Below are 13,322 nucleotides of genomic sequence, written 5' to 3' on the forward strand. Positions count from 1 at the left end.
GGAGGGACCCCTAGGGGCTCTCCACCGTCGGGTGGAGCCGCTCTAGGGGTTCGGTCCACCCGGTGACCCTGTGAGCTTCCGCCCTGCCGCGACGTGAGGGTCAGGTGGGAAGCTGGTGCGCGGCAGATAGATGCAAGGGGAAAGGATTCCTGTGGACCAGGGGGACAGTGACACCGAGATACGACCCGAGGCGGCCGAGCAGCCCACGCCGGCCCCTCCCGACCGGCGCCGGGGCCCCGTGGTCGCGGCCCTGATGCTCGCGATGGCCCTGGCCGCCCTCGACTCCACCATCGTCTCCACCGCCGTACCGCAGATCGTCGGCGACCTCGGCGGCTTCTCCGTCTTCTCCTGGCTGTTCTCCGGCTACCTGCTGGCCGTGACGGTCACGCTGCCCGTCTACGGCAAGCTCTCCGACACCTTCGGCCGCAAGCCGGTGCTGATCGTCGGGGCGGCGGTCTTCCTCGCCGGTTCGCTGCTGTGCGCGGTGGCCTGGAACATGGGCGCGCTGATCGCGTTCCGCATCGTGCAGGGCCTGGGCGGCGGTGCGCTGCAGGGCACCGTGCAGACGCTCGCCGCCGATCTGTACCCGCTGAAGGAACGCCCGAAGATCCAGTCGAAGCTGTCCACGGTGTGGGCGGTGTCGGCGGTCGCGGGCCCCGGGGTGGGCGGGCTGCTCGCCGCGTACGCGGGCTGGCGCTGGATCTTCCTCGTCAACCTCCCTGTCGGGGCGGTGGCGTTGTGGCTGATCGTCCGCTACCTCCACGAACCGGCACGCGCCCGCACCGCCCGCCCCCGCATCGACTGGGCCGGCGCACTGGCGGTGTTCGCCTGCGGAGGCGTCCTCATCACGGCGTTGGTGCAGGGCGGGGTCGCGTGGGACTGGCTGTCCGCGCCCTCGATCGCCCTGTTCGCCCTGGGACTTGGGCTGGCCGGGCTCGTCGTGGCGATCGAGCGCCGGGCGGCCGAGCCGATCATCCCGGGGTGGGTGTGGCGCCGCCGTACGATCGCGGCCGTCAACCTGGCCCTGGGCGCACTGGGGTTTCTGATGGTGGCGCCGAGCGTGTTCCTGCCGACGTACGCGCAGTCGGTGCTCGGGCTCGCGCCCGTGGCGGCCGGATTCGTGCTGTCCGTATGGACGTTGAGCTGGCCGGTGTCGGCCGCGCTGAGCCAGCACGTGTACCGGCGGATCGGTTTCCGCAACACGGCGATGCTCGGGATCGGGGCGGCGACGCTGATCCTGTTCGCGTTCCCGTTCCTGCCGTACCCGGGCGCGGCCTGGCAGCCGATGGTGCTGATGCTGCTGCTCGGCGCGGCCCTCGGACTCTTCCAACTCCCGCTGATCGTCGGGGTGCAGTCGACGGTCGGGTGGGAGGAGCGGGGTGTGACGACCGCGTCCGTGCTGTTCTGCCGCCAGACCGGCCAGACGATCGGCGCCTCCGTCTTCGGCGCCGTCGCCAACGGCGTGCTGGCCTCCCGGCTCGGCGGCGCGAGCGACCTGGACTCGGTGACACGGGGCCTCGACGGCGGCGCGGTCCCCGAGGCGACCCGGCGGGCGATCGCGGACGCGGTGCACGCGGTGTACATCGGCGCCGGGTGCGCGGCGGCGGTCGCCTTCCTGGTGCTGCTGTTCCTGGCACCGCGGCGCTTCCCGGTCCTCACGGAGCAGTAAAGGGAGGGGAGTTCAGGAGACGGTGGCGGCGGGCGGTGTCCAACGGCGCGTGCGCGGCACCGAGTTGGGGACGCCGTAGTCCTTCTTGAGCTGTTCCGGGATGGCGTAGTGCATGACGCGGCCCCGGGTCAGGGAGGACAGTTCCAGGACGGTGGTGAGGTGGCCGAGGCGATCCAACGCCCAGGCGCCGAGCGGGGAACGGTCCTCGATGGTCTCCAGGACGCCGAGGAGGTGGGGCACGGCCTTGACGAGCGTGTCCCACCGGGTGCGGGGCACCTGGAGCCAGTCGGCGCAGGTGTCACCGACGAGGTGGCGGATGAGGGCGGAGACGACCGGGTCGAAGAAGGTGCCGGGGACGACCTCCTCGTAGAGGTCGATGAGCTGGCGGGTCAGGACGGCGCCCTCCTCGGACGGGCCCATGTGCCGCAGCATGTAGAGGTCGAGGAACTGCCGTGCTTCCTCAAGGGACTTGGGTACGGCGTCCTGGTCGACGCCGAGCATCGCGCCGACCACGCGCCACGCGTAGTAGTAGGCCTCGGCGCCCTCCGTCGACATGTGGATACCGAGCCGGTGCAGGCTGTCCAGGACGAGCATGGAGAAGAACATCTGCCCGCCGATCATGTCCTCCTGGCAGATCGGCGTCCCCAACTCGCCCGTGTCCCACTGGTTCTCGCGCAGGAGGTGGTGGCGGATCGAGGCGTGCAGGAGCCGGACCTTCTGCGCGGCCGGGATGAAGCGGCTGCCTGCCTCGAAGGCGTCGGGCCGCATCAGGTAGACGGTGAACTGCCCTGTCTCCGCCATGCGTTTGGACGGGTACCGCAGCCCGTGGCTGGCCGACAGGAGCTTCGCCACCGGCGGGACGACGTAGCAGGCGGGCATGGAGGCGAAGGACAGGGCGGTGGAGATGTGCACGTTGTTGTCGATGAAGAACAGCCGGGCCCGCTCCATCTCGGCCCAGTCGACCCAACTCGGCGGTGTGCTGGTCGCGTTGAGGTACTCCAGGGCCACGGACGGCAGGCCGTCCGGCAACGGGGCGCCCGCCACGGAGACGTAGCGCATGAGGGTGTTGAACTTGCCCACCTCCCCGCGGTCGAACAGGGCGGCGACGGTGGCGTCGGCGAGTTCGTCACCGGCCCGGCGCAGGCCGTCCATCGAGGTCTCGGTGTACGTCACGGGGATCTCCTGGGAGTTCGCGGGTCACGGATCAGGACAGGCGGGCCGACGCCGAGTGGGCCAGCGCGGTCAGCGCGGCCTCGGCGGGGGCGGGGAGGTTCAGTTCCTGGAGGGCGTCGAGCGCCTCCTCGACTCGGGCGGCGATCATGCCCTCGACGCGGTCGGGCGCCTTCAGCCGCCGCATCGTCGCGCGCACCGAGTCCAACTCCTCGCCGTTCAGCGAGCGTTGACCCATGAGCGCACGCAGCCGCTCCCGGTCCTCGGTCCCGGCGCTGCGCCAGGTCTCCGCGAGGAGGGCGGTGGGCCGGTGGCCGCGCACGTCGTCGGCGTTGGCCTTGCCGGTGGCCTCCGGGTCGCCGAACAGGCCGAGGACGTCGTCCCGCAGTTGGAAGGCCTCGCCCAGCGGCAGCCCGTACGCCGAGTAGCCCGCACGCAGCCGGCCACCGGCACCGGCGAGCGCGCCGCCGATCAACAGGGGCTGTTCGACGGTGTACTTGGCGGTCTTGTAGCGGATCACCTTCAAGGACGCGCCGGTGTCCGGCTCGGCGCCGGTCCGCAGGATCTCCAGGCACTCGCCCGCGATCAACTCCCGTGCCAGCACCGCCCACAGCGGCCGGGCACGGGCAAGATACGCGGCCGGCAGACCGCTGGTGGTGAAGAGTTCCCCGGCCATGCCCATCAGCAGATCCCCCACCAGCATGGCGAGCGACCTGGCCGCCGCGACGGCCCGCGGCCTGCGGCGTACGGCACCGCGCAGCGCGATGTGCGCGGTGGGGCGGCCGTGCCGCAGCGGGCTCTCGTCGATGAGGTCGTCGTGCACGACCGCGGCGGCGTGCACCAGCTCCATCGAGGCCGCCGCCCGCACCAGCGCGTCGCTGTCGGGCTGGCCCACCGCGCGCCAGCCCCAGTAACAGAACGCCGCCCGCAGCCGTTTGCCGTCCGCGACCGCGGCCTCCAGCTGCCCGGCGACCGGCTCCAGCGCCGGGTCGATCTCCGCGAACCGCTCGGCCTCCTCCGCCACGAACCGCCGGAGCACCTGGTCGACGCGCGTCTTGAACGCGGCCGACTCCCACCGGTCAGACGTCATCGGCGGCGGCCTGCCGGGCGAGCGCGAGCCGGGCCAGGGTCTCCAGATGCGCCGGGGGCAGCCCCGTGTACCGGTCCAGCACAAGCCGCCCGCGCGCCGCGAGATCCCGCTCGGCCTCCCCCGCCAGCTCCCCCGCGTCCGACCGCAGCAGCAGCCCCCGCACCGCCCCCAGTGCCGATCCCACGGCCGACCCCACCGTGCTCACCGCCAGCTCGGCCAGCCCCGCCGCCAGCAACAACGCCCGTTCGTCCAGGCCCTCGTGCCGCTCCGCCGCCCGTGTCATGCCACTCCCGCCCGTAGTACTTCCGGACGGCACCGATCACCCGCCCTTCTGTCAGGATCGCGACAGCCCGGGCACCCCCGAGGGGAAACTCACGATCGGGTGATCACTTCGCTCGACCGTACGGACGCCACCGCCGTGCCCACCTCCACCGTTCCCGGGAAACACCGTCAACTCGCGTAACACCCGAGGTCAGCGCGGGGTTGACGGGCCCGGCGCCCACCCGCCCCGTACCGACCGCCCAGTTCGGCGAAAAGCACCCACATACCCCAACCGGCGAGTAACGTGCGTGGCTCGCTCGCCCACTCCCTGCGGTCCGCCGCCACGGACCCGAGCCACGCAAGGAGCACGGGATGTCCTACGACCCGTACCCTCCGCATGATTCGTACCGTCCGGATGATGTGCGTTCATCACCCGACCCGTACACCCCGTACGTCCCCTCACCCCCGCCCACCGTCACCTACCCCTGGCAGCCACCCCCGCCCCCGCCCGAGCGCCGCCGACTCCCCCGTCGCCCCGCCCTCGGCAACCACAGCGACCTGCGCATCCTGCGCGGCGCGTACCGCCGTCAGCGGCGGGTGGCGACCACCGCCGCGCTCGGCTACTTCTGCCTGTTCCTCGGGCTCTCCGCGTTCGCGCCCGGCCTGATGACGAGCACCGTCACGGGCGGGGTGCCGACCGGGCTGCTGCTCGCCCTGGTCCAACTGCCGGTCACCTGGCTGGCGATAGGGCTCTACGAGCACACCGCCCGGCAGCACGTCGACCCGCTCGCGGACCGCTTCCGCAAGCGGGCCGAGCTGGACGCCAGACGGGAGGCCGCGCGATGACCGGGACGATCACCGTGACCGCGGCGGCCGGTCTCAGGGACTCCTCGCAGACCATGTCGCTGGTGGCCTTCACCAGCGTCGCCACGATCACCCTGCTGCTGTGCGTGATGACGGGCCCGGACCGCGACGACCTCGACGAGTTCTACACCGGCTACGGCTCCCTCTCCCCGCTCCGCAACGGCCTTGCCATAGCCGGTGACTACATCTCCGCGGCGAGCGTGCTGGGCACCGGCGGAGTGATCGCGCTGTACGGCTACGACGGCGTGGTGCTCGCGCTGAGCACGGCCCTGTCGCTGCTCCTGCTGATGTTCCTGCTGGCCGAACCGCTGCGCAACGCGGGCCGGTTCACGATGGGCGACGCGTTCGCCCGCCGTATGCCGGGCCGTTCGGTACGGATCGTCGCGTGCACGGTGACGATCCTCGCGCTGCTGCCGCTGATGCTGGTCCAACTCGCGGGCGCGGGCCAGCTGTTGGCGTTCATCCTCGGCTTCTCCGGTGACGCGCTCCAGACCGGCTGCATCATCGGCCTCGGCGCGCTGATGATCAGCTACGCGGCGATCGGCGGCATGAAGGGCACCGCCCTCATCCAGATCCTGAAGATCGTGATGCTGCTCGGCTCGGGCGCCGTGATCGCCGTACTCGTACTGAACCGTTTCCACTGGGACCTGGGCGCCTTCTTCGACACGGCGGCGCGGAGGAGCGGCGTAGGACCGGCCTTCCTGCACTCGGGACTTCAGTTCTCGGAGGGACCGACTCCCCGCCTGGACATGATCAGTTCACAGCTGACGGTCGTGATCGGCGGCGCCTGCCTCCCGCACATAACGATGCGCATGTACACCGCGTCGAGCGCCCGGCAGGTGCGGCGGTCGATGTCGTGGGCGGTGTCGAGCGTGGCGCTGTTCGTGGTGATCGTGACGGTCGTCGGGTTCGGCGCCACCGCGCTGGTCGGCCGGGCGGCGGTCGCGCAGGCCGACCCGCAGGGCAACACGGCCTATCTGCTGGGCTCGCGGGCGGTGTTCGGGGCCGACGTGTCGACGGCGGAGACCCTGCTCCTGACCGCCGTCACCACGGCCGTCTTCCTCACCCTGCTCGCCTCGGTCGCCGGGATGATCCTCGCCTGCGCCAACTCCCTTGCCCACGACGTCTTCGCGACCCGGGTCCGGGAGATGCCGGTCCGCCGCGAGATGACGCTGGCCCGCTACTCGGCGCTGGCGGTGGGCGTCCCGGCGATCGCGCTCGCGACACTGATCCAGCACCGGGGCCTGCAACCCCTGGTGACCCTGTCCTTCTGCCTGGGCGCCTCGGCCATAGCGCCCGCCCTCGTCTACAGCCTCTTCTGGCGCCGCTACACCCGAACAGGCCTGCTCAGCACGCTGATCGGCGGCACCCTCGCGGTCCTGGTGCTGATGCCGGGCACGAACCTGGTCTCCGGCTCACCCGCCGCCGCCTTCCCGCACGCCGACTTCAACTGGTTCCCGTTCACCACGACGGGCCTCGTCACGATCCCGCTCGGCTTCGCCTTCGGCTGGCTCGGCACGGTCGCCTCGGGCCGCCGCGCGGAGGAGGAACAGCGGCGGCGGTACGACGCGTTGGAGGGGTCGATCCTGGCCGGCCCGGTACGGAGAGACACCGCAGGCACACAGGGAGACACGCTGGATGACCGGCGCAAAAGCACCGCATGACCGGGGTTATAGCCGTGCATGACTCGTTCTTTGCCACACCACCACCGCGACTCCCGCTGTTCACCGCTCCTTCTCAGACTCTGCACGTCCGAGCGTGAAGGTCCCTGCATTCAGCGGGAGTTGAGCATGAGCCACGGCCACAGTCACGGCGACCACGGTCACCACCACCATCACCACCACGGGGACGGCGACACCTCGTCGCTGCCTCCGGCCCTCGACACGTCGATACCGGACACCGAGTTGACGCCCAGTCAGCTGTCACGAAGAGGCATGCTGCGCCGAACCGGCTTGCTGGGCGCGGGACTCGCCGCGGGCAGCGTGCTCGCCGGCGCGGGGGAGGCAGCCGCGTCGGTGCAGCAGTCGGCGCCGCAGCAGGCGGCCAAGTCGTCGCAGGGCAACGGCCGATACCTGTGGCTGGCGGGCGACCACCACATCCACACCCAGTACAGCAGCGACGCCAAGTACCGGGTCATCGACCACGTACGCCAGGCGAACGCGCACGGCCTGGACTGGATGGTCATCACCGACCACGGCAGCGTCGCGCACGCCAAGATCGGTGTGGAGAAGGTCAATCCGGACATCGTCGAGGCCCGTGACCAGACCGATGACACCCTCGTCTTCCAGGGCCTGGAGTGGAACATCCCGGGCGCCGAGCACGGCACGGTGTTCGTGCACCCCGGCTCCAACGAGGTCGCCGTACTCAAGGAGTTCGAGAACTCCTTCGACGGCAGCGTGAAGAACGCGAGCGGCAACTCGCCCGCCAACGAGGCCCTCGCCATCGCGGGCGTCAACTTCCTCGCCGACCAGGTCCGCCGCCGCAAGGTCAAGGACGCGCTGTTCCTCGCCAACCACCCGGCGCGCAAGGGCATCGACTCCCCGCACGAGATCCGGGGCTGGCGCGACGCGCAGCCGTCGATCGCGGTCGGCATGGAGGGCGCGCCCGGCCACCAAGCGGGCGGCATCCCCAAGCCGAACGGCCCCGGCGGCGGTCGCGGCATCTACGACGGCAGCCCGAGCGCGGACTCGTTCCCCGGTTATCCGCTGGAGAGTTACCGCACCTGGGGCGGCTTCGACTGGATGACGTCGACGGTCGGCGGCCTGTGGGACAGCCTCCTCGCCGAGGGCAAGCCGTGGTGGATCACCGCCAACTCCGACTCCCACAACGTGTACGCGGACACGGCGGTGCGCGGCCCGAACAGCGACTTCGAGGCCAACGGCCGCTACAACGACCCGGTGTACAGCGGCGGCATCAGCCTCACCGACACCGACTTCTGGCCCGGCCAGTACTCCCGCACGCACGTCGGCGCGGCCTCCTTCTCGTACAAGGCGGTCATGGACGGCATCCGCGCGGGCCGCGTCTGGGTCGACCACGGCGGCCTGATCAGCGGCCTCGACGCCCGCCTGTCCTACGGCGGCCGCGAGGTCACCCTCGGCGGCGCACTGCACGTACGCCGAGGCGCACAGGTAGACCTGACCATCAGGATCAGCCTGGCGAACGGCCCCAACTGGGCCCAGTTCCAGCCCAAGTTGGCCCGAGTCGACGTCATCCAGGGCGACGTCACCGGCCCGGTGAAGGACCGGGACGTGTTCGCCACCCCGAAGACGAAGGTCGTCAAGTCCTTCGAGGTCGACAAGGCCAACGGCACCGTCCGCCTCACGTACTCCCTCGGCCGCCTCGACAAGCCGGTCTACGTCCGCCTCCGCGGCACCGACGGCAACCGCTCCGCCGTAGGCATCAACGGCGCGTCCGTGGACCCCGCGGGCCCGGCGATGGACGTCCTCGGCGACGCCGACCCGTGGAAGGACCTCTGGTTCTACTCCAACCCGATGTGGGTCCTCCCCGCATGAGCGGTCCCTACGACCCGTCCGGCGTCCACTCCGTCATAGGGGTGGACGCCGGCACGACCACCCTCCGCGAGGCGGACCACCTGATCCGCGACCTCTCCGCCACCCTCGCGCTTCCCCCGGACACGGTCGCCTGCACCCACCTGATCCGCACGGAGACCCGCAGGGGAACAGCGGTTTCCCTCGCGCTGCCGGAGGACGGGGAACGGCTGGAGGACATCTGGCGCCACCTCACGGAGATGGACCTGGCCGCGACTTGGGACGACCGCAGCCACGGCCCGGCCGAGGCGGCGGCCTTCGCGGCGGCCGAGCACGCGGCACGCCGGTCGGGCCGAGCGGTGCTCTACGCGGGCGTGGACCGCCTCACCGGCACGGTCACGGTGGCCGACCTGCTGAACTCAACGGCGATCGACCAACTGAGGGTGGTAGGAGCCCCGTTGACGACCCCGGACCCCACCACCCCGATCCTCACCCAGGACCACGTACGCCCCGAATGGCACGAGGGCCAACTGGTTCTGGCCCTGGTGCCGGCGGTGGGCAACACCCTGGCCCCCTTCGAGGTCCCCAACCCGACACCTTGCTGCGCCGATCACCCCAACTGACCCAGGGGCGCGGGGCGGTATCGAGATGCGGCTCCGCAGCGTGGGCGCGACCGGCCCCCACCGGCCGCCGCGTCCCCACAACCGCGCCCCGCACGTCACTCAGCCGGCGCCCGCCCAGTGAGCGTGGTCAGACTGTTCCGCACGTGATCCATATGCGCCCGCACGTCATCCCAGGTCTCCCCGTGCTCCCGCAGTACCCGCTCCGTGTCCCGCGCGACCCGCTCCTCCCGCACCCGAGCCTCCGCCACCACCTCCGCCGCCCGCTCGGCCGCGTCCTCCTGCCACCGCCGATCCGACAACTCGGCCTCGGCGAGGGCCTGTTCGGCCTCGCTCAAGGCCGCCTCCGCGCAAGCCACCCGCTCGGCATACTCCGCGTCAAAGGCAGCCACCCGCTCAGCCGCCTCCCGCTCAGCGAGGGCCCACCGCTCGTCCTGCTCCTTGGCCTGCTCCCCCAGCATCGCCGCCGTCCGCTGCCGCACCTCGCGCAACGCGGACAACGCCTCGGTGCGCCCTTCCTTCACCTCGCGCCGAGCCCCGATCCGGATGTCGTCGGCCTCGGCACGGGCGGCGAGAAGCCGATGCCGGGCCCGCTCCTCCGCCTCCGTACGCAGCGCGTCCGCCTCGTCGCGCGCCGCCTGGAGCACACTCGCGGCGTGCGCCTCGGCCTGCGCGACCTCTTCCTGCGCCGCACGCCGCGCGGACTCCCGTAGCGCGGCCGCCTCTTCCTCACCCAGCCGGAACAACTGGTGCGCGCGCTCGCCGAGCGCCTCGTACGTCTGCGGCGCCAGCCGGGAGACGGCCTCCCGCATCCGCTCGGCCTCCGCCTCCATGTCCTTGGCCAGCACGGTCAGCCGCGCGGCCCGTTCCCAGGCCACGTCCCGGTACTGCGAGATCGCCGCCGCGTACGCGTCGACCTGGTCGGGTCGGTAGCCGCGCCCCCGTACGGCCACGAAGCCACGTGGTGACACCGTTGCGCTGCTCATCCTGGAACCCCTCTCCATCCGACGGACACGACATGATGATTTGCCGCATATCTTGATGGATCGGGCGTAAGTGTTCATAACGCGACACTCCGCAGACAGGTCACGGGCATCACGCGAACGTGAACGATCACCGGCGCACACGGGCACACGGGCACGCAGAGGGGCCGGACCCGATCGCACGACCGGGTCCGGCCCTTCCTCACAACTCCCTACAACCTGTTCAGCTGAACAAAGGCGTCACAGCAGCCCGTCCCACATCTGCTCCAGCAACACGGACCACCAGCTCTCGGGCGAACCGAGCGCCGCCGGGTCCAGCGAGGCGAGCTGCGCCTGGAAGTCGACGGTCCAGCGCCCCGCCTGCTCCTGGTTGAGCCCGTACCGCAGCCGCCACATCCGGCCGAGCAGCGCCAGACAGCGCGCGAACTCGGGCAGCCCCGTGTTCACGAACTGCGGCGGTACGGGCGCACCGCCCGGCCCCGCCTCGACGGGCACGGCGACGATGTTGGCCGTGCCGTACTGGACGCAGATCGCGCGGCCGAAGTCGCTGCCCATGACGAGGTACGAGCCCGCGTCGGCGGACGGCCGCACCCCGCGCTCCTGCGCGAGTTCGGCCAACGTCGGTACGGGGCGCCCGGGTTGGGCCTGCGCCCAGAAGAACGGGCCCATGTCCATCGGCAGCCCCGCCGCGACCAGCGTGTGCGCGACGACCGGCGGTACGCCCTGCCGGGACACCGCCGCCTGCTCGAACCGGAACACGCCCGGCCCGAAGGCACCCGCGAGTTCCTGCGCGATGGCCTCCGGCGGGATCGGCGGCGTCGGCTGCACCGGCGGCAACGGCGCCCGCACCGGGGCGAGTCGGGCCGGGCCGTCGGCGACCTGGTGCAACTCGCCCTGGTGGGCGAGGAGTTCACGCATGCCCTGCTGCCGGCTCGCGTGATCCGTGCCGTACGGCGCGATGCTCGCGATGCGGGCCTGCGGCCACTGTTCGCGGATCATCCGCGCGCAGTAGGCGCCCGGCAGTTCGCAGGACTCCAACTCCGTGTGCAGTTCGAGGACTTGGTCCGGCGGGATGTTCATGCCGCGCAGCTCGTGGAAGATCTGCCACTCCGGGTGCGGCGTCCCCGGCGCGGACCGCCGGATCAACTGCTGCTCGGACCCGTCCGGCGCGCGGTACCGCAACACGGCCTGATACCCCGGTCCTACGGTCGGCTGCCCCTGCTGGGGATAGCCGTACGCGGGCTGCTGCTGCCCCGGGAAGGGCTGCCCCGGCGGCGGCATCGCGCCGGGAGGCACGGCACCAGGAGGTACCGCACCCGGCGGCATCGGCTGCGGCGGAGCGCCCGGCGGCACACCGGGGCCACCCAACGCACCGGGCGCACCCGGGAATTGAGGCGGCGGCGGAGGCGGCACACCGGGACCACCCGGCGGAGGCCCGGCAAGCATGGTCTCCGCATGATGCACAGCACCGCGGGCTCCGCCCTGGGAACCAGGGTTGCCGGGCGCACCGGGTGCACCGGGCGCACCAGGGGCGCCGGGCATGCCGGGGGCACTCGGCGGCTGGGGGGCGCCGGGACCACCAGCGCCACCGGGGGCACCGGGCGCACCGGGCGCACCCGGAGCGCCAGGTCGGCCGGGGCCACCGGACGCGCCGGAAGAACCTGAACCACCAGGCCCACCGGGTGACTTGGGCGCACCCGGAACACCGGGAGCACCGGGCGCGTGCGGCACCCCAGGGGCACCAGGCGGCTGCGGCGCCCCCGGCCCTGCGGGCCCACCCTGACCCGGGTCGGCGAACATCGTCGCGGCGTAGTGCACTCCACCGGAGGGCGGACCCCCGGGGGTGTTCGGAGCACCGGGCGCGCCGGGCGGCTGCGGCGCACCGGGCCCACCCGGACCACCAGGCCCACCCGAGCCCACGGGACCCCCGGGCCTACCCGGAGCCCCCGGACCACCCGCATTACCAGGCCCACCAGGCCCACCAGGCCCACCGGGCCCGCCCGGCCCTTCCGGACCGAGCCCCGGAACCATCTGCGTCGCCACATACCCACCGGGCGGCGGCGGAGAAGCCGGCGGAGGCGGAGGCGAACCGGCCGAACCGCCCGCCCGCGCACCCGGCGTCCCCGGCGCACCCGGCGGAGGCGGGGTCGTCGAACCCCCGCCCCGGCGCGGCGGAGGCGCCGCCTTGCTGGTGGCGGCGTCGGCGATGTCCCCGGCGTTGGGCGCGAGCGCCCGCCCCGGCGCACCGGGACCGCCGGGAGGCTGAGGCGCGTTGCCACCCGGCCCCTGGGGATACCCGTACGACGAACCGGACGCACCCGCACCCGGCCCACCCGGAGCCTGCGGAGCACCCTGCGGATACCCATACGACGGAGGCGTGCTCCCCTGCGAACTTCCGTCCCCGGCCCCACCGTTGGCCTCATCCACGGCCGGAGAGATCGTCGTGCGCGGAAGCTGGCTGCCGCCGGAGATCAGCGCGGTCTTGGCCTCGGCCGGGGTCGTGTCCTCCGGCTCGCTCAGCGGCGGCGCGAAGACGGTCGCGGGCAGCGGTACCGAACGGTCGTCGCCGGCATCCGCGTTGGTGTCGGTCCCGGCCCAGGGCGTGGCCCCGGCAGGCACCGCGGGCGCGTCCTGCACCCCGGACCCCCCGGCATCCGGCCAGGCCGAAGCGGCAGGCACCCCGGCCTGAGTCTCGGGAAGCGCCCGCCCCGCGGAACCATGACCCGAACCCGAACTCGAACCCTGAGCCCCAACCCCCGTACCACCGGCCGGAGTCGAAGAGGAGGGCTCCCGCCGATCCGGAATCCCCAGCTTGTCCGCCGCTTCCTGCAACCACTCCGGCGGACTCAGCAGGAACGACGTCTGATTCAGGTCGACCCGCGCGGGAGCGGCCGGCACCGCGTCGGCGATCTCGTCGGCGCGGCCGTACTCCTCCTCGTAGCGGCGCACGACCTCACCCACCGGCAGGGCGGGCCACAGCGTGGCCTCGCCGGTGTCGCGGGCGAGCACCATGCGTTGCGCGCCGCCGTCCGAGCGCGGGCCGTCGGCGCGGTCCTCGGCCCAGATCACGAAGCCGAGGTCGAACTCCCGCACCCGCACCTCGCGATGCTGGTACGACGGCACATCGCCGTTGATCCACTCCTCGGCGCGCTCCTGCGCCTGTGCGAAGGTCACCAT

Annotated in this window: 10 protein-coding genes; 5 read left to right on the forward strand and 5 right to left on the reverse strand. The window is 72.3% G+C overall.

The window, feature by feature from the left end:
• Positions 1-130 precede the first annotated feature (130 nt).
• Entirely contained in the window at positions 131-1,669 is a 1,539-nt protein-coding gene (locus OHT77_RS19205) for an MFS transporter (RefSeq protein ID WP_328829732.1), read from the forward strand.
• 12 nt (positions 1,670-1,681) lie between these two features.
• On the opposite strand, the gene OHT77_RS19210 is transcribed toward OHT77_RS19205, so the two are convergent.
• Genes OHT77_RS19210 through OHT77_RS19220 form a run of 3 tightly spaced genes read right to left on the reverse strand, consistent with a single transcriptional unit; the run spans position 1,682 to position 4,212 of the window.
• A complete protein-coding gene (locus tag OHT77_RS19210) occupies positions 1,682-2,842 on the reverse strand; it encodes an oxygenase MpaB family protein (protein WP_328829733.1) in 1,161 nt (386 codons plus the stop codon).
• Positions 2,843-2,873: 31 nt separating this feature from the next.
• The gene (locus OHT77_RS19215; protein ID WP_328829735.1) at positions 2,874-3,929 is read right to left on the reverse strand and encodes a polyprenyl synthetase family protein; all 1,056 of its coding nucleotides are present in this window, start codon (positions 3,927-3,929) and stop codon (positions 2,874-2,876) included.
• The gene (locus tag OHT77_RS19220; protein WP_328829736.1) at positions 3,919-4,212 is read right to left on the reverse strand and encodes a polyprenyl synthetase; all 294 of its coding nucleotides are present in this window, start codon (positions 4,210-4,212) and stop codon (positions 3,919-3,921) included. Before OHT77_RS19220 ends, OHT77_RS19215 begins: the two co-directional genes overlap by 11 nt.
• Positions 4,213-4,562: 350 nt before the next feature.
• Between OHT77_RS19220 and OHT77_RS19225 the strand changes: the two genes are divergently transcribed.
• The 4 genes from OHT77_RS19225 (at position 4,563) to OHT77_RS19240 (ending at position 9,165) form a co-directional block, all read left to right on the forward strand.
• Positions 4,563-5,036 carry a DUF485 domain-containing protein gene (locus tag OHT77_RS19225; protein WP_328829737.1) on the forward strand — a complete coding sequence of 158 codons (474 nt, stop codon included), beginning with the start codon at positions 4,563-4,565 and terminating at the stop codon, positions 5,034-5,036.
• A complete protein-coding gene (locus OHT77_RS19230; protein WP_328829738.1) occupies positions 5,033-6,718 on the forward strand; it encodes a sodium/solute symporter in 1,686 nt (561 codons plus the stop codon). Before OHT77_RS19225 ends, OHT77_RS19230 begins: the two co-directional genes overlap by 4 nt.
• A 126-nt stretch (positions 6,719-6,844) precedes the next feature.
• Entirely contained in the window at positions 6,845-8,566 is a 1,722-nt protein-coding gene (locus OHT77_RS19235) for a PHP domain-containing protein (protein ID WP_328829739.1), read from the forward strand.
• Positions 8,563-9,165, forward strand: a complete 603-nt coding sequence (locus OHT77_RS19240) for a hypothetical protein (RefSeq protein WP_328829741.1) — start codon at positions 8,563-8,565, stop codon at positions 9,163-9,165. Before OHT77_RS19235 ends, OHT77_RS19240 begins: the two co-directional genes overlap by 4 nt.
• A gap of 95 nt (positions 9,166-9,260) precedes the next feature.
• On the opposite strand, the gene OHT77_RS19245 is transcribed toward OHT77_RS19240, so the two are convergent.
• Together OHT77_RS19245 and OHT77_RS19250 are read right to left on the reverse strand one after the other, a co-directional pair.
• Positions 9,261-10,148, reverse strand: a complete 888-nt coding sequence (locus OHT77_RS19245) for a cellulose-binding protein (RefSeq protein WP_328829742.1) — start codon at positions 10,146-10,148, stop codon at positions 9,261-9,263.
• 237 nt (positions 10,149-10,385) lie between these two features.
• Positions 10,386-13,322, reverse strand: a complete 2,937-nt coding sequence (locus OHT77_RS19250; protein WP_328829744.1) for an SUKH-4 family immunity protein — start codon at positions 13,320-13,322, stop codon at positions 10,386-10,388.

It is taken from the genome of Streptomyces sp. NBC_00252 (assembly GCF_036187565.1).
Lineage (GTDB): Bacteria > Actinomycetota > Actinomycetes > Streptomycetales > Streptomycetaceae > Streptomyces.